Origin of the sequence: Aliiroseovarius crassostreae, assembly GCF_049803815.1 — a bacterium.
Taxonomy (GTDB): Bacteria; Pseudomonadota; Alphaproteobacteria; order Rhodobacterales; family Rhodobacteraceae; genus Aliiroseovarius; species Aliiroseovarius crassostreae_A.
The window spans coordinates 401,562-417,163 of sequence record NZ_JBNAGI010000001.1 but is presented as its reverse complement, the minus strand read 5'-3'; the positions used below and the strand labels follow the sequence as shown (position 1 = coordinate 417,163).

Genomic DNA, 15,602 nt, shown 5'->3' with positions numbered 1-15,602 from the left:
CGTGCCATCCAAAGCGGAAGGGCAGCCTTCGCTGAACACTTTGTCCTGCAATCACGCTCGGTTCGAATACGGATTGAGCCATGACTACCCCGGTCTGGCTCAGCACTTTTGCGCACGGGATCCGCATAGGATTAGAGTACTGTAAAAACCGTTAAATTTCCATTTATTTTTGTAGGTCTTCGTTAACCATAACGTGGGGTGTTGTGAGGAGAATGTCCAATCGGACCCTAACACAACCGCGTGAATGTGGCGCGGGCAGGGGGGCTGGCCCAGCCGTTTCATGGCGCGTCATGCCCCGCCATCTGGACATCCGGTTGGGGCGAAGCGCCTGCGTGATCGTTTCGCAAATACAGAAACGAATCTGGGGGCCTGCGCCACCCGGCGTAGGATTGCGGCATGCAGTTGTATTCCGAAAACACCCCTCCTTTTTCGCAAAACCGCACCGGAACTGGGCAGAGTGAAAAAAATATTTAACACCCCCCTCCCAAGCCCGGTGCGACAATATGTGGCAAATCGGTGTCGTGAAAATAACGTGATTACAGGGCGTTACAGAATTGCGCCTAACACATTCAAGAAATTGGATTTATTTGCATTCTGATACATTTTTTCACGTCCCATACAAGTATTGACTTAAGTCAAAGGGTCGCACCCAAGCGCAGGATAAGCCTTACAAAGCAAGCCAAATCACAGCGAGCCGAATCTTTGAATGCAACCCCTTCCCGCCGTGCCTTTCTGAGAGGCAGGATCAACGAGATCCCCCGCCAGCGCCCCCCCGGAGCCGCTGGTGAAATGGCGTTTCATGAGGACTGCACCCAATGCGGCGATTGCGCGCGGGCCTGTCCCGAAGGGATCATCCGGCGCGATGACAAGGGTCTGCCGATCCTGGATGTCTCAAATGGTGCCTGCACCTTCTGCAACGACTGCGTCACCGCCTGCGAAGCCGGGGCGCTGATCGCGGAGCGTCCTTTCCCCTGGCGTGCCAGCGCAGCCGCAAACTGCCTGTCGCTGAACGGGGTGCAGTGTCGCGCCTGCCAGGATCATTGCGACGAAGGCGCCATTCGCTTTCAACTGCAACTGGGTGGATCCGCCCAGCCGATTTTTGACACCGACGCCTGCACGGGCTGCGGGGGCTGCGTGGCCCCATGCCCGGTCGGTGCCATCGCATTCACGCATATCCCAACCGATACACCTGTTACCGAAACGGAGGCCCGCCCATGCTGAATATCTGCGGCTGCCTGGTGCACACGATGCCCGACAAGACCCAAGAGGTCATGGCGGCCATTGATGCCACAGAGGGCGGCGAAGTTCATGCCCACGAAGACGGACGCATTGTTGTGACCGTCGAAGACACGTCCGAGATGCGCGCATCAGACCAGATCATGGAGATGCATCAGATCCCGGGCGTGATCACCGTCACACTCACCTATCATCACTTCGAAGAGCTCGACGAGGACGTCGAGGGTTCTTCGCCGACCAAACACTGAAACGGGAGACCGATCATGACCACGTCCCGCCGCACATTCCTGAAAGCCAGCGCTGCCGCCGCAACCGCGTCCGCCGCCGGTATCACCCTGCCGACCACGGCCGCCGCCCAGGTGCGCAAACCCGACATCCGTTGGGACAAAGCCGCCTGCCGCTTCTGCGGCACGGGCTGTTCCGTTCTGGTGGGTGTGAAAGACGGCAAAGTTGTTGCCACCCAAGGTGACCCGGAAGCCCCGGTGAACCGCGGCCTGAACTGCATCAAGGGCTATTTCCTGTCCAAGATCATGTACGGCAAAGACCGCCTGACCACCCCGCTTCTGCGCAAATCAAACGGCGTTTTCGATAAAGAAGGCGAGTTTGAACCGGTCAGCTGGGACGAAGCCTTTGACGTGATGGCCGAGAAATGGAAAGACGCGATGGCCAAGAAAGGCCCGACCGCGGTGTCCATGTTCGGATCCGGCCAATGGACCGTCTGGGAAGGTTACGCCGCCGCCAAGTTCATGAAAGCCGGCCTGCGCTCAAACAACATCGACCCGAACGCGCGTCACTGCATGGCCTCGGCCGTGGCCGCCTTTATGCGCACCTTCGGCATCGATGAACCGATGGGCTGCTATGACGACCTGGAACACGCCGACACCTTCGTGCTCTGGGGCTCCAACATGGCCGAGATGCACCCGATCCTGTGGTCGCGTCTGACCGATACCCGCCTGACCAAACCGGGCAGCGAAGTGCATGTTCTGTCGACGTTTGAGCACCGCTCGTTCGAACTGGCCGACAATGGCATGGTGTTTGAACCGCAAACCGACCTGGCGATCCTGAACTACATCGCCAACTACATCATCCAGAATGATGCGGTGAACTGGGACTTTGTTGAAAAACACACCCATTTCAAACGCACCGCCACCGATATCGGTTACGGTCTGCGCCCGACTCACGAGTTGGAACAGGCCGCGGAAAACCCGGCCCACGAAGGCAAACACGGCAAACTGTCGGACATGACCTTTGAAGAGTATAAAGAGGCGGTTGCCCCCTATACCCTTGAATACACGTCGAAACTGTCCGGTGTGCCTGCTGCCAAGCTGGAAGCACTGGCCAAGCAATATGCCGACCCGAACCGCAAGGTGATGTCGCTTTGGACCATGGGGTTCAACCAGCACACCCGCGGCTCCTGGGTGAACTCGCTCATGTACAACGTGCACCTGCTGGTGGGCAAAATCGCCGAGCCGGGCAATTCGCCCTTCTCGCTGACCGGCCAGCCGTCGGCCTGTGGCACCGCACGCGAAGTGGGCACCTTTGCCCACCGTCTACCCGCCGACATGGTGGTGATGAACGAAAAGCACCGCGATCTGGCTGAAGAGAAATGGAAACTGCCGAAAGGCACCATTCCCGCCAAACCGGGCTTCCACGCCGTGCTGCAGCACCGCAAGCTGAAAGATGGTGATCTGAACTGCCACTGGGTGCAGTGCACGAACAACCTGCAAGCGGCCCCGAACATGAACGAAGAAGGGCTGCCGGGCTATCGCAACCCGGAAAACTTCATCACCGTATCCGACCCGTATCCGACCGTTACCGCGCTGGCCGCTGACCTGATCTTGCCGACCGCGATGTGGGTGGAAAAGGAAGGCGCCTATGGTAACGCCGAACGCCGCACCCAATTCTGGCGTCAACAGGTGGATGCCCCGGGCGAGGCCCGCTCAGACGTTTGGCAGGTGATGGAATTCTCAAAACGCTTCAAGGCCGAAGAGGTTTGGCCGGAAGAGCTTCTGTCGCAGATGCCGGAATATCGTGGCAAGACCCTGTATGAGATCCTCTATGAAAACGGCAAGGTCAACAAATACCCGGTCTCGGAAACGGCCGAAGGGTTTGGCAACCAGGAATCGAAAGACTTCGGCTTCTACGTCCAGAAAGGCCTGTTCGAAGAATATGCCGATTTCGGACGCGGCAAGGCCCACGATCTGGCCGAGTTTGACACCTATCACCAGGCCCGTGGTCTGCGCTGGCCGGTGGTGGACGGCAAAGAAACGCTCTACCGCTTCCGCGAAGGCTATGACCCCTACGTAAAAGAAGGCGCTGGCGTGGAGTTCTACGGCAAGCCCGATGGCAAGGCGAACATCATCTTCGCCCCCTATGAGGCCCCGGCAGAAGTGCCAAACGAAGAGTTCGACCTGTGGCTGATCACTGGCCGTGTGCTGGAACACTGGCATTCCGGATCGATGACCCGCCGCGTGCCCGAACTGCACCGCTCGTTCCCGCACGCCGTGGTGTTCATGCACCCGGAAGACGCCAAGGAACGGGGTCTGCGGCGCGGACAAGAGATCGTGATCTCGTCGAAACGCGGCGAAATGACCTCGCGCGTCGAAACCCGTGGCCGGAACAAGCCGCCGAAAGGCTCGGTCTTTGTGCCGTGGTTTGATGAAGGCCAGCTGATCAACAAGCTGACCCTGGACGCAACTTGCCCGATTTCGAAAGAAACCGACTTCAAGAAATGCGCCTGTAAAGTCGAACGCGCTTAACTGACCCCTACATTCGGAAACCAAACCCATGTCCGCCGCACAAAACCGCAACCCCAAATCGCCAAACCGGCGCCGCTTCCTGCAGGATGCGGCCCGGGCGGCAGGGGCGTGCGCGGTGGCGGGCATGGGTATTTCAAAGCTTGCCACCGATGCACGTGCGCTGCCCGCCCAGGCCATTCGCCCCCCCGGGGCGTTGCCGGAAGAAGATTTTCTGGCCGCGTGCATTCGTTGTGGGCTTTGCGTGCGCGATTGCCCCTATGACACGCTGGAACTTGCCGAGCTGGGCCTTGATGGCGCGGCCACCGGTACGCCGTTTTTCACCGCCCGCAACATCCCGTGCGAGATGTGTGATGACATTCCCTGTGTTGTGGCCTGTCCCACCGGTGCACTGGATCATGACCTGACCAATATTGATGACGCCCGCATGGGCCTTGCGGTGCTGATTGACGAAGAACGGTGCCTGAATGCGCTCGGCCTGCGGTGCGACGTGTGCTATCGTGTCTGCCCGGTGATTGACGAGGCGATCACGCTGGAACGGCGCCACAATGAACGCTCCGGCCACCACGCGATCTTCATGCCGATTGTGCATTCCGATCACTGCACCGGCTGTGGCAAATGCGAGAAATCCTGTGTGCTGCCCGGGGAGGCCGCCATCAAGGTGCTGCCGATCCGCATGGCCACCGCCGATGCTGCCGATCACTATCGCCTGGGCTGGGAAGAGAACAACCCGCTGGTGGATGACCTGATCGACCTGCCGGACCGCCTGCCGGGACCGGGCACCGACAACCTTGTCGCCCCCGGTGGATATCTGCCCGAAGGCATGCCGGACCCGAATATGGAGGGCGGCTTTACCCCGTCCTTCTCGCTTCCCGGAACAGGGGGGGCAGGGCAATGAGCGATAAGACCGCACTCCCGGTTGGGCGCGAAGCCATCCTTGAGAAGGGCTGGTGGAACGCCCATCGGTTCCTGATCCTGCGCCGCATCAGCCAGGCGTTTTTCCTGGGGCTTTTCCTGCTGGGGCCATGGTTCGGCATCTGGTGGGTCAAGGGCAATCTGGCCGGGTCACTGACCTTTGACATTCTGCCCCTGACCGACCCCTTTGTCCTGCTGCAGGGCCTTGTCGCGCTGCACTGGCCCGAGCTGACCGCCATCATTGGCGCGGTCATTGTTGCCGTGGTTTATGCCCTCATTGGTGGGCGCGTCTATTGCAGCTGGGTCTGCCCGATCAACCCTGTGACCGATGGGGCGCATTGGCTGCACGATAAGCTGGGCTTTGCCAAAGGCTGGCAGCCCAAGCGCAACACCCGCTATTGGGTGCTGGGCATGGTCATCGCCGTGTCTGCGCTCACCGGCACCATCGCGTGGGAGTTCGTGAACCCGATCTCGATGCTGCACCGTGGCCTGATCTTTGGCATGGGCTTTGCCTGGACCTTTGTTCTTGCTGTCTTCATCTTTGACCTCGTCGTGTCGCGGCGTGGCTGGTGTGGGCACCTATGCCCGGTGGGGGCCTTCTACGGCCTGCTTGGCAAAGGGTCTGTCCTGCGGGTCAGCGCCGTGGGGCGCGCGGACTGTGACGACTGTATGGACTGCTTTGCCGTCTGCCCCGAAATGCACGTGATCACCCCCGCGCTGCGCGGCGCGGACACGGACACCCCGATCATCCTGTCATCCGACTGCACCAATTGCGGACGTTGCATCGACGTCTGCGCACCGGATGTCTTCAAATTCACCACCCGGTTCGATGAAACCCCCGCGCCCGCCCGCGCGGTCCGCCGGAATACCAAACGTCAACCCGAGGCCAGTCGCGCGGCCTGACAAAACACGGGAGTAGCCCAATGAGAAAGCACTTTTTGATCAGCGCCATCGTCGTCCCGACGCTTCTGGCCAGCGCCGTCTGGGCGCAAAACGCCAGCGTTGAAACCCTGCGGGGCGCCGCTGTGGACGAGCCTGTTGCGCTGGAACATGTCTATCACCAGGACAAGGAGCGGTTCACCCGCAACTATCGTCAGCAACCGCCGCTTATTCCGCATTCGATCGAGAAATATCAGATCGACCTGAAGGCGAACCGCTGTCTGTCCTGCCATGACTGGACCAACGCAGGCGAGCGCAACGCGCCGACCCTGTCGATGACCCACTATCAGGACCGCGACGGCAACCAGCTGGACACCGTGGCCGGAACCCGCTGGTTCTGCAACCAATGCCACGTGCCGCAGGTCGATGCCCCCGCACTGGTCGACAACACCTTCGAGGCCTCGAACTGAGGTGGCGATGAGGAAGGGAAAGGATAAAGGAAATGTCTGACAAAAATCCCGGCTTCATCCGCCGTACCTGGAACTGGTTCTGGACACCAACAGGCGCAATCTCTCTGGGGGCGCTGCTTGTTTCCGGCTTTGTGGCCGGGGTGGTGTTCTGGGGTGGGTTCCACTGGGCCCTTGAGATGACCAACAAGGAAGAGTTCTGCATCTCGTGCCACGAGATGGAAGACAACGCCTATGCCGAATATCAGGGCACGATCCACCAATCGAACCGCTCTGGCGTGCGGGCCACCTGCCCGGATTGCCACGTGCCGAAAGATTGGGGGCCAAAGATCGTGCGCAAGATCAAGGCCACAAAAGAGCTCTATGGCCACTTCATCACCAAGTCGATCTGGACCCGCGAAAAATTCGAGGATCACCGGATTGATCTGGCCGCGAATGAATGGCGCCGGATGAAGGCCACCGACTCGCGCGAATGCCGCAACTGTCACAACTTTGACTTCATGGATTTCACGGTTCAGGAAAACCGGGCCGCCGACAACCACCAGGTTGCGCTGGACGACGGCAAAACCTGCATCGACTGTCACCAGGGCATCGCGCATGAGCTGCCCGAAGGCTGGCAGGAACGCTATGAAGAGGTGGTGGATCAGATGGCCGCCGCAGGCGAACTGCCGCTGCCCAGCGGGCGCGAGGTGGCGGATGCCAAAGGCGAAATCGAGGGCTACCTGACCTCGGGCAACTGAGGCGGGGCCACGCAGAGACGAGCAGCAAAAGGGGCCGGGCATCGCCTGGCCCTTTTTTTGGTCTGCCCGAAAGAAACCCCACCGGGTTTGACTTTACTCAATGTCTTTTCTTTGGCTCCATCGTAGATCATTCTCGAAACGCGCACAGGAGACCCCCATGAAACTCGCCTTCACCATCGCGCCGGGGCGCGGAGAAACCAACGTGCTTCTGGCCGACATCGCCGAGACCTTGATGGCCCGCAAGATCCGCGTGATCGGCACCGTTCAGATTGACACAGATCGCGGCGAAGACCGCAAATGCGACATGGATGTCAAGGTGTTGCCCGACGGGCCACTGATCCGCATTTCCGAAGACCGCGGTGCGGGCGCGCGCGGATGTCGCCTGGACACGGATGCGCTGGAAGGGGCGGTGGCCGATACCGAAGCCGCTTTGGAACAGGGCGCGGATTTGCTGTTGATCAACAAGTTCGGCAAGCACGAGGCCGAGGGGCGGGGCTTTCGGGATGCCATTGCCACGGCGTTGGCGAAAGACATCCCGGTGCTGGTGGGCGTCAACAAACTCAACCGCGATGCGTTTGAAGCGTTTTGTGGAGAGGTGGCCGAAGAGCTCCCGGCAACGCCAGCCGCCATCCGGACCTGGATCAACAGCGTGCTGATCCCCTGATCGCTCAGCCCGGGCATCTGACCTCTGGTTTCAGCGCGAAGAGGGGCGAAGGGAGACGAAGAGAGGCATTTGCCCTTTGATCGGCGCAAAATGCGCTCATCGACCAGCCGGCCACAGCCGCACGCAAAGACACGGGTTTCCGATTTTACAAGATGCCGGGGGGGGGGAAGTGGTGGGCGACCTTGGAATCGAACCAAGCGTGCGTCTCCGCGAGGGAGTTACAGTCCCCTGCCACACCTTGCGGCCTGTCGCCCACTTCCTTTGCGCCTGAGCGCTGGAATGGGGGCTGATTAAACCGCCACATCGCGGGGGTCAAGCCGAAAAAGCACGGAAATTCGCTTGTCTCTCGGCGCGCTTCACCGCATTGTCCGGGTCTCTTTATTTTACGGGGCAATAAAGGCGCCCTGACGCGGCGCAAAGGCAGATGAAGCGATGAAAAAACCCAAATGGGCGGTGGAAAAGGAACGGGCGAAAAAGGCAGCGGCGGCGGAAACCGTCTGGCTGTTTGGCCTGCACGCGGTGCGCGATGCGCTTTTGAACCCGAAGCGGGAAAAGCTGCGACTCATCGTGACGAAAAACGCGTCTGACAAGCTGGCGGATGCGATTGGCGACAGTGGCATGACGCCGGAAATGGTTGACCCGCGCAAGTTTCCAAACGTGCTCGATCCGCAATCGGTGCACCAGGGCGCGGCGTTGGAAGTGAAGCCCTTGAAATGGGGCTCGCTTGCTGATCGCGCGGTGGATGCGGGCGATGGGCTGCCGATCATGGTGCTGCTCGACCGGGTGACCGACCCGCATAATGTGGGCGCGATCCTGCGCTCGGCCGAAGTGTTTGGTGCCAATGCCGTGGTCGGCACCGCACGCGGATCGGCCCCGGAAACCGGCGCGCTGGCGAAAACCGCGTCCGGCGCGCTGGAACGTCAGCCCTATGTGCGCATTCGCAATCTGGCCGAGGCGATGGAAGAGCTGAAATCCATGGGCTACGTGGTGCTGGGTCTGGATGGCGAAGCGGACGACACGATTGAAACCGCGCTGGGCAATTTTCCGGACCGCCCGGTGGCGCTGGTGCTGGGGGCCGAGGGGCCGGGGTTGCGCGACAAGACCAAGGCGACCTGCGATCAGCTGGTGAAAATCCCCTTTGCGCGCGCGTTTGGCTCGCTCAATGTCTCCAACGCCGCGGCCGTGGCCCTCTACGCGACACGGTCGACGCGCTGATCCGGTTCGCCGGTTGACGAAGTGATCAACTCCGCCTGACATTCAGGTGAGGCGGGGTGAAATCCTGGCCGGGGCAGGGCAGATTACGAGGGGAAAGGAGACCCCCTCATGTCTGATACCACACTCTCACGCCGGAGCCTGCTGACCGGGCTTATTGCAACCCCTCTGGCCAGCGCCGCCCTGATCCGCCCGGCCTTTGCCGCCAATGCACCGGTCTATAACGAAGCGGGCATCGCCTGGGATGGCCATGACCCGGTGGCCTATTTCACCAAAGGCGCACCAACCCCGGGGCGTGATGAATTTTCCACGGATTACATGGGGGCGAAGGTTCTGTTTTCCTCTGCGGAAACCCGTGACATGTTCATCGCGAACCCCGAAAAATATGCGCCGCAATTTGGTGGCTACTGCGCCTATGCGGCCAGCAAGGGCTATATTGCCCCCACCGTGCCCGAGGCCTGGACGGTCTTTGATGACAAGCTTTACCTGAACTTCAGCCTGCGCGCGCGCGACCTGTGGCTTCAGGACGTGCCGGGGAACATCGCCAAGGGCAATGCCAACTGGCCGGGCATTCTGAACGCCTGAAAATCAGATCCGCACACGCGGCTTCACAGCTGCGTGTGCAGGCCTTTAACCCACCCAAAACGCACATATCTGTTTACCAGACGAGCGGGACGGAACCCCGCTGTCGTTTACACTGTCCCTCGTTCCGAAACTGCGCCCGGGCCCAACGCCACGGGCGCTTTTTTTATTCTGCGCCAGCGACGCGACGTCTTTTTATCTCGCGTATTGAATATGATCCCCATGCCCTTAAGTCTGATGTCATGACCCAGACCGATATCGACCCCCGCCTTCGCAAGATCCTGACCACCACCCGCGTGATCGGGCTTGTTGGCCTGTCCAACAAACCGACCCGTGCCAGTTTCCGTGTGGCAGAGTTCCTTGCCGCCAGGGGCTATCGTGTGATTGGCGTCAATCCGGGGCTTGCCGGGCAGGAGATGTTTGGGGAAGTGGTGGTGGCCTCGGTCAAGGACCTGCCGCCAGAGACCGACATGATTGACCTTTTCCGCAACTCCGATGCGGTCGGCCCGATTGTGGATGACGCTTTGGAGGCGTTGCCGGGCCTGCGCACGGTCTGGATGCAGTTGGAGATTTTCAACGCCGGGGCGCGTCAGGCAGCAGAGGCAAAGGGGATTGAGGTGATCGAAGATCACTGCCCGAAGATCGAATATCCGCGCCTGTTTGGGGATCGGCCACTGGCGGAGCTTTCCGAGGTGAGCGTGTAAGGGGCGCTGCCCCTCGGCTTTCAGCCTCACCCCGGGATATTTGGAATTAGAAAATGAGAGAGGCCTAGCGGGAGGCCTTCTCATCTATCCCTGACAGCCCCTGGCGGCGCGCGAGTTCACTGAGCACGTCATCCAGCGCCACGTCGCGCGCGGCCAGCATGACCAGCATGTGATACAGCACATCCGCGGCCTCGTAAGTCAGGTTCTCGCGGTCGTTCTTGGCGGCGGCGATGATCGCCTCGATCGCCTCTTCGCCAAACTTCTCGGCGCATTTTTCCGGGCCCTTGGACAGAAGGCGCGCGGTCCAGCTGCTGTCCGGGTCGGCGGATTTGCGGGCTGCGATGGTGGCTTCGAGCTGTTTTAGAATGTCCATCAGTCGATCCTCATTTCAATGCCAGCCGCCTGCATGTGTTCCTTGGCTTCGCGGATCGTGTATTCGCCGAAGTGAAAAATGGACGCGGCCAGAACGGCGCTTGCGCCGCCTTCGGTCACGCCCTCGACGAGGTGGTCCAGATTGCCCACGCCGCCCGAGGCGATCACCGGCACATGCACCGCGTCTGACACGGCACGGGTGAGTGGCAGGTTGAACCCCGCCTTGGTGCCATCACGATCCATCGAGGTGAGCAGGATTTCCCCCGCACCCTTGGCTTCCATCAGCCGGGCAAATTCCACCGCGTCAATCGGCTTGCCCTCGGCGTCCAGGGCCGATTTGCGCCCGCCATGGGTGAAGATGCCCCATTTGTTTGGCACGCCATTTACGTCATGGCCGATGGTTTTGGCGTCGATCGCCACGACGATACATTGCGACCCGAAGCGATCGGCAGAGCGCGCCACCACATCCGGGTCCGCCACGGCGGCGGAGTTGAAGCTGACCTTATCGGCCCCCGCCAAAAGAAGATCCCGCACATCCCCCGGGCTGCGCACGCCGCCGCCAATGGTCAGCGGCATAAAACATTGTTCTGCCGTTCGGGTGGCCAGGTCATACATGGTGCCGCGGTTTTCATGGGTGGCCTTGATATCGAGAAAACAAAGCTCGTCCGCGCCGGCGGCATCATAGGCGCGCGCCTGTTCCACCGGGTCGCCCGCGTCAATGAGGTCAACGAAATTGACGCCTTTTACGGTGCGGCCCTCGGCCACGTCGAGGCAGGGGATGATACGGGTCTTGAGCATGGTGCCCTCGGTTGTTTGACGGGTTCGTGTCTACTGCGCTTGCGCGGCAGGTGCAATTGTTGTGCGCGCAATGCGCCGCATGGCATCGCGAACGATCAGGATGTGAAATGGCATGACCACAGCCAGGTAGATATAGCCAGCCAGGTTATGGCGGTGCACCCAGGTCGACATATGGATCGTGCCTTGGGATTTATAGACCGAGATCCGGAAATCCTGATGCCAGTCATCCGTGCCGACGATCACCTCGTTCTCATCTTCGAAGTCGAGGGGGAAGATGCTGTCCACATAGCCTTGGTCAATCCGTGTCTTGAACCCGAAGGGGGACAGGATGCGGTTGCGAATTTTCAAAAGTGTCATCGCCCATGACGGCAGGGCCAGCCCAATTTGCAACGCCTCTTGCGCGGAAAGGGGGCTGGTCACCGCGTATCCGTCGATGAAGTCGCCCTTCGAGAATTTCTCCCAGAGCTTTGATGTCCGGGGCAGGGGGGTGAGGCGAACCTGTTTCACATTATGCGCTTTTCAAGACCTCTAAGGCCTTTTTCAGATCAATCGCCCCGTCATAAAGCGCGCGGCCCGAAATGGCCCCGTTCAGGGCGACGCCGCAATCGCGCAGCGCAATCAGGTCGTCCATCGAGCTGACCCCGCCCGAGGCAATCACCGGGATCGACACGGCACGGGCCAGGTCGGCGGTGGCCTCGATATTCGGGCCCTGCATCGCGCCGTCGCGGTTGATGTCGGTATAGATGATCGCGGCGACACCTGCGTCTTCAAAGGATTTGGCAAGGTCGGTGACCATCACGTTGGTTTCCTCGGCCCAGCCCTTGGTGGCCACGCGACCATTGCGCGCGTCGATCCCTACGGCGACCTTGCCGGGGAATTCGCGCGCCGCGTCGCGCACCAGATCGGGGTTTTCCACCGCCACCGTGCCCAGGATCACGCGGCTCAGCCCCTTTTCGATCCAGGTGGAAATCGTCGCCATGTCGCGGATGCCGCCGCCCAGCTGGGCGGGGACGTCGATGGCGGCCAGAATGCTTTCCACGGCGCCTGCGTTCACCGGCTCGCCGGCAAAAGCGCCATTCAGATCAACCAGATGGATCCAGTCGCAGCCCGCGTCAGAAAAGGCCTTGGCCTGGGCGGCGGGGTTGTCGTTGAACACGGTCGCCGCCTCCATCTCGCCGCGCAACAGGCGCACGCATTGGCCGTCTTTCAGGTCGATGGCAGGATAGAGGATCATGGCGGTTCCCTGTGTCTTTGCATGAAGCAATTGGTGGATTTCAGCGCCTTTTGCCATGTCAGCAGGTCTTTGCCAAGCGTGGCTTCCTGCCACGTCAATATTGCCAGACGAATTTCCCCCCGGCAGGATGGCCGGAAAAGAATATAACATGTTCAGGGAGAGACAGATGAAGAAGTTTTTGGGGGCCGCAGCGGTCAGCCTTGCCATGGCCGCGCCCGCGCTGGCCGACCCGGTGTTGGGCACATGGAAGACCCAGGTGGATGATGGCAATTATGCCCATATCGCCATGTCAAAATGCGGGTCCGAGATTTGCGGCGTGATCGCCAAGGCCTTCGATGCCAGCGGCGAGATTTCCACACCCAATATCGGCAAGAAACTGGTTTGGGGCATGCAGCCGCAGGGCGGCGGATCTTACAAGAACGGCACGATCTGGCAACCGTCAACCGGGAAAAAATTCAAATCTAAAATGTCGTTGTCCGGCAATACCTTGAAGGTGTCGGGCTGTGTGGCTGTGTTCTGCAAGAAGCAAACCTGGACACGCGTGAAATAGCCGAAAAGCGCTGCTTGCGGCGCGCCAAAGCCACCACTCATGGCATCACTCACGCGAATGGGCGCCGGGGCATCTGCTCCGGCGCTTTGCATTTGCAGCCGCCGGATCCCTGCCGCGCATCGCGTCAGCCAAACACCGACCACCCGGTGCGCTGGGCCAGCATATGGGTCGCCAATGTGCCCAGATGCGAATTGCCCTTTGCATTCAACCCCGGCGACCACACCGCAATCGACGCCTTCCCCGGGGCGCTGACCAGGATGCCGCCACCGACCCCGCTTTTGCCGGGCAACCCCACCGAATAGGCGAAATCGCCCGACCCGTCATAGTGGCCGCAGGTCATCATCAACGCGTTGATCCGCCGCACCCGGGCGGGTGCCAGAAGCTGGGGGAAACCCGCCCCCTCGGTGCTCTGCATTTCCCCCGAGCTGGCCAGAAACCGGCCCGCGCGGGCCAGTTGGGTGCAGGTCATTTCAATCGCACATTGGTGAAAATACGTGCCACAGGCCAGGTCGGGCGGGTTTTCCAGATTGCCATGCGCGGCCAGGAAATGCGCCAGCGACAGGTTGCGGGCGCCATGCGCCTGTTCCGAGGCGGCAACGGTTGCGTTGATGTGAATGTCATCATCCCCGGCGGCGGCGCGCACGAACCGCAACAGCTCGCCCAGGGCCTCACGCGGGGCGTGGCCGGACAGGATGGCATCCGTCACCACGATCGCGCCCGCGTTGATGAACGGGTTGCGGGGGATGCCGTGTTCCTGCTCCAGCTGCACAATCGAGTTGAAGGCATTGCCCGAGGGTTCGCGCCCCACCCGTGCCCAAAGGTTGTCGCCAAACCGGCCCAAAGCCATCGCCAGGGTGAACACTTTGGACACCGATTGGATCGAAAACCGCGTGTTTGCATCACCCGCGTGAAAGGTGCCGTCCGGGGTGGCGACGGCAATGGCGAACTGGTTGGGATCCACGCGGGCAAGCTCGGGGATGTAGTCTGCGACGCGGCCCCGGTCCGGGCGCGCCGCGACCTCTTGGGTGATCTCATCAAGGATGGCCTGCAGATCCATGGCGCGCCTTACGGGGCCCAGGTCAGGAAATTGGCAATCATCCGCAATCCGGTGGCCTGGCTTTTTTCCGGGTGGAACTGGGTGCCGACAATATTGTCACGCCCCACAATGGCAGTGATATCGCCCGCATAATCGCAATAGGCCAAGCGTTGCGCCGGATCCTGCACATTCATGTGGTAGGAATGTACGAAATAGACATGTGCGCCCGTTTCAATTCCCGCCAGAACCGGGTGCGGATGGTCGATGATCAGGTCGTTCCAGCCCATATGCGGCACCTTGAACGTGGGATCAGACGGGGTGATCTTCACCACGTCACCGGGGATCCATCCAAACCCGGCCGTGTCTTCATATTCATGGCTGACGGTGGCCAGCATCTGCATACCCACGCAGATCCCCATGAAGGGGCGCCCTTGGCGCATCACCGCCTCGTCCACCGCTTCAAAGATGCCGCGATGATCGTCGAGCTGTTTCTTGCAGGCCGGGAAGGCCCCGTCACCGGGCAGCACAATCCGGTCGGCGGCAGCCACATCTTCAGGGGAAGAGGTGACAATCACCTCACCGGCGCCGGTTTCCGCGGCCATGCGCTGAAAGGCCTTTTCAGCGGAGTGCAGGTTGCCGCTGTCATAGTCGATGATCACGGTGCGCATGGGACGGTCCTTTGATCTGCCGTTTGCTTCAGTCGTTCGGGACTGATCTCGCGCAGAACCGGGCGGGGGTCAAGCCCGCACCGGGCCGGGGGGGCAATCCGGGGTCGGTTGAAGATGATCCAGCATCGCCATCACCTCTTCCAGCGGACCTTCGGGCAGGCCGTCATCGCTGGGCGGGCCGAACTGGCCGGTCAGGGCGATGCGGGTATAACCCTGCAAGAAAGACCGAACCTGGGTTTCGATCACCTCGATCGGCAGACCCGGGCGCTCAAAAGGCGCGCAATGGGTGTGAAACACCTCCCATGCGTCGACGATATGTGCATCCACCCGACCGGGCTGAATGTCGTGAAGGTTCAGGGCGAACATCTCTTTGAAGAGCGCAGGGCGCGCCAGGGCAAAGCGGATATAGGTCCGGCAGATGGTCTTGAGCCGCACCAGAGGATCGTTCCCCGCGTCTTTCAGCGCGTCTTGCAGACATGTCTTGAATTGGCGAAACCCTTCCGCCACCACCGCCTGTTTCAACCCGGCCAAACCGCCGAAATGATGGGACGGGGCCGCATGTGACATTCCCGCCCGGGCAGCACATTGACGCAGGCTTAACCTCTCGGCCCCATGTTCCGACATCAGGTCCAGCCCCGCCTGGATCAAGGCCTCTTTGCCGGTGCGTTTGCGCGGCGAGGTGTTTGCGTGTTTCTGGTCGCTCATCCCTTCTTTTGATTGGGGTTTGGACCCAAGTCAAATATTAACTTGACACTGTCACATCCGAAATGTTCTCTGGCCTCGTTGGCG

General features: G+C 60.7%; 19 protein-coding genes and 1 tRNA gene. 12 read left to right on the top strand and 8 right to left on the bottom strand.

Going from position 1 to position 15,602, the window contains the following annotated elements; all coding sequences use genetic code 11:
* Positions 1–702 precede the first annotated feature (702 nt).
* The 8 genes from napF (at position 703) to ACP15V_RS01995 (ending at position 7,657) form a co-directional block, all read left to right on the top strand.
* Positions 703–1,221: a ferredoxin-type protein NapF gene (gene napF, locus ACP15V_RS02030; RefSeq protein ID WP_424942013.1), complete on the top strand. Its 519-nt coding sequence runs from the start codon at positions 703–705 to the stop codon at positions 1,219–1,221.
* The gene (locus ACP15V_RS02025; protein WP_173487556.1) at positions 1,215–1,484 is read left to right on the top strand and encodes a chaperone NapD; all 270 of its coding nucleotides are present in this window, start codon (positions 1,215–1,217) and stop codon (positions 1,482–1,484) included. Before napF ends, ACP15V_RS02025 begins: the two co-directional genes overlap by 7 nt.
* A 15-nt stretch (positions 1,485–1,499) precedes the next feature.
* The gene (gene napA, locus ACP15V_RS02020; protein ID WP_424942012.1) at positions 1,500–3,995 is read left to right on the top strand and encodes a nitrate reductase catalytic subunit NapA; all 2,496 of its coding nucleotides are present in this window, start codon (positions 1,500–1,502) and stop codon (positions 3,993–3,995) included.
* Between the two features lie 28 nt (positions 3,996–4,023).
* A complete protein-coding gene (gene napG / locus ACP15V_RS02015; RefSeq protein WP_424942011.1) occupies positions 4,024–4,890 on the top strand; it encodes a ferredoxin-type protein NapG in 867 nt (288 codons plus the stop codon).
* Positions 4,887–5,810: a quinol dehydrogenase ferredoxin subunit NapH gene (gene napH / locus ACP15V_RS02010; protein WP_424942010.1), complete on the top strand. Its 924-nt coding sequence runs from the start codon at positions 4,887–4,889 to the stop codon at positions 5,808–5,810. Before napG ends, napH begins: the two co-directional genes overlap by 4 nt.
* Before the next feature lie 20 nt (positions 5,811–5,830).
* Positions 5,831–6,256 carry a nitrate reductase cytochrome c-type subunit gene (locus ACP15V_RS02005; protein WP_424942009.1) on the top strand — a complete coding sequence of 142 codons (426 nt, stop codon included), beginning with the start codon at positions 5,831–5,833 and terminating at the stop codon, positions 6,254–6,256.
* Positions 6,257–6,288: 32 nt separating this feature from the next.
* On the top strand, positions 6,289–6,993 hold the full coding sequence (locus tag ACP15V_RS02000; protein WP_424942008.1) for a NapC/NirT family cytochrome c: 705 nt from the start codon (positions 6,289–6,291) through the stop codon (positions 6,991–6,993).
* A gap of 157 nt (positions 6,994–7,150) precedes the next feature.
* On the top strand, positions 7,151–7,657 hold the full coding sequence (locus tag ACP15V_RS01995) for a DUF2478 domain-containing protein (RefSeq protein ID WP_424942007.1): 507 nt from the start codon (positions 7,151–7,153) through the stop codon (positions 7,655–7,657).
* Positions 7,658–7,827: 170 nt separating this feature from the next.
* Here ACP15V_RS01995 and ACP15V_RS01990 read toward each other — a convergent pair.
* Positions 7,828–7,911, bottom strand: a tRNA-Tyr gene (locus tag ACP15V_RS01990).
* Between the two features lie 178 nt (positions 7,912–8,089).
* Here ACP15V_RS01990 and rlmB point away from each other — a divergent pair.
* From rlmB to ACP15V_RS01975, 3 genes are all read left to right on the top strand, one after another.
* Complete coding sequence (gene rlmB / locus ACP15V_RS01985) at positions 8,090–8,872, top strand: 23S rRNA (guanosine(2251)-2'-O)-methyltransferase RlmB (protein WP_424942006.1); 783 nt, start codon at positions 8,090–8,092, stop codon at positions 8,870–8,872.
* A 108-nt stretch (positions 8,873–8,980) separates the two neighbouring features.
* Complete coding sequence (locus tag ACP15V_RS01980) at positions 8,981–9,454, top strand: YHS domain-containing (seleno)protein (protein WP_424942005.1); 474 nt, start codon at positions 8,981–8,983, stop codon at positions 9,452–9,454.
* A gap of 239 nt (positions 9,455–9,693) precedes the next feature.
* Complete coding sequence (locus ACP15V_RS01975; protein WP_424942004.1) at positions 9,694–10,155, top strand: CoA-binding protein; 462 nt, start codon at positions 9,694–9,696, stop codon at positions 10,153–10,155.
* 64 nt (positions 10,156–10,219) lie between these two features.
* On the opposite strand, the gene ACP15V_RS01970 is transcribed toward ACP15V_RS01975, so the two are convergent.
* Genes ACP15V_RS01970 through hisA form a run of 4 tightly spaced genes read right to left on the bottom strand, consistent with a single transcriptional unit; the run spans position 10,220 to position 12,559 of the window.
* Positions 10,220–10,528 carry a phosphoribosyl-ATP diphosphatase gene (locus tag ACP15V_RS01970; RefSeq protein ID WP_424942003.1) on the bottom strand — a complete coding sequence of 103 codons (309 nt, stop codon included), beginning with the start codon at positions 10,526–10,528 and terminating at the stop codon, positions 10,220–10,222.
* Complete coding sequence (hisF, locus tag ACP15V_RS01965) at positions 10,528–11,325, bottom strand: imidazole glycerol phosphate synthase subunit HisF (RefSeq protein WP_424942002.1); 798 nt, start codon at positions 11,323–11,325, stop codon at positions 10,528–10,530. Before hisF ends, ACP15V_RS01970 begins: the two co-directional genes overlap by 1 nt.
* 30 nt (positions 11,326–11,355) lie before the next feature.
* Positions 11,356–11,832 (bottom strand): DUF2867 domain-containing protein, encoded by a 477-nt coding sequence (locus ACP15V_RS01960; protein ID WP_424942001.1) that lies wholly within the window; start codon positions 11,830–11,832, stop codon positions 11,356–11,358.
* A 1-nt stretch (position 11,833) separates the two neighbouring features.
* Positions 11,834–12,559, bottom strand: a complete 726-nt coding sequence (gene hisA, locus ACP15V_RS01955) for a 1-(5-phosphoribosyl)-5-[(5-phosphoribosylamino)methylideneamino]imidazole-4-carboxamide isomerase (RefSeq protein WP_424942000.1) — start codon at positions 12,557–12,559, stop codon at positions 11,834–11,836.
* A 166-nt stretch (positions 12,560–12,725) separates the two neighbouring features.
* On the opposite strand from hisA, the gene ACP15V_RS01950 reads away from it, so the two are divergent.
* Complete coding sequence (locus tag ACP15V_RS01950) at positions 12,726–13,109, top strand: DUF2147 domain-containing protein (protein ID WP_424941999.1); 384 nt, start codon at positions 12,726–12,728, stop codon at positions 13,107–13,109.
* A gap of 124 nt (positions 13,110–13,233) precedes the next feature.
* Here ACP15V_RS01950 and ACP15V_RS01945 read toward each other — a convergent pair whose 3' ends face one another.
* From ACP15V_RS01945 to ACP15V_RS01935, 3 genes are all read right to left on the bottom strand, one after another.
* Positions 13,234–14,166 carry a glutaminase gene (locus tag ACP15V_RS01945; RefSeq protein WP_424941998.1) on the bottom strand — a complete coding sequence of 311 codons (933 nt, stop codon included), beginning with the start codon at positions 14,164–14,166 and terminating at the stop codon, positions 13,234–13,236.
* Between the two features lie 8 nt (positions 14,167–14,174).
* The gene (gene hisH, locus ACP15V_RS01940) at positions 14,175–14,813 is read right to left on the bottom strand and encodes an imidazole glycerol phosphate synthase subunit HisH (protein ID WP_424941997.1); all 639 of its coding nucleotides are present in this window, start codon (positions 14,811–14,813) and stop codon (positions 14,175–14,177) included.
* 69 nt (positions 14,814–14,882) lie between these two features.
* Positions 14,883–15,518, bottom strand: a complete 636-nt coding sequence (locus ACP15V_RS01935; protein ID WP_424941996.1) for a TetR/AcrR family transcriptional regulator — start codon at positions 15,516–15,518, stop codon at positions 14,883–14,885.
* Positions 15,519–15,602 lie beyond the last annotated feature (84 nt).